We start from the raw sequence: 248 nt of genomic DNA, 5'->3' as shown, positions 1-248 counted from the left end.
AGGGTCTGGTTGTAGAGATGCTTGAGGAGGGTAGGGATGTAAGGAATAAGTTGATTGGGATGTTGGGAAGTTGAGGATTTGGGTGTGGGAATGGGGGAGATTGGGTGATAAGGGATAAGGAGTTGTGGGGGTTGGTGTGGGGAGAGAGGTTGAAAAGGAGGTAGGGTTTGGAGCTTGCATAGGTGTTTTGTTTGGTTGGCTTGAGGGTGTTGAAGTGTCTGAGGAAGAGAGAAGATTGGTGTTAATGG

Annotated in this window: 1 pseudogene; it reads right to left on the bottom strand. The window is 48.4% G+C overall.

What is annotated here, in order from left to right:
• A pseudogene (tpiA, locus tag FS628_RS33355) lies at nucleotides 1-236 on the bottom strand (triose-phosphate isomerase); the annotation flags it as partial.
• Between the last annotated feature and the right edge of the window lie 12 nt (nucleotides 237-248).

This window comes from Paenibacillus xylanexedens (assembly GCF_007676705.1).
Classification (GTDB): Bacteria; Bacillota; Bacilli; order Paenibacillales; family Paenibacillaceae; genus Paenibacillus; species Paenibacillus xylanexedens_C.
Note: the sequence above shows the minus strand (reverse complement) of the source record. Positions and strands in the feature narration are given on the sequence as shown.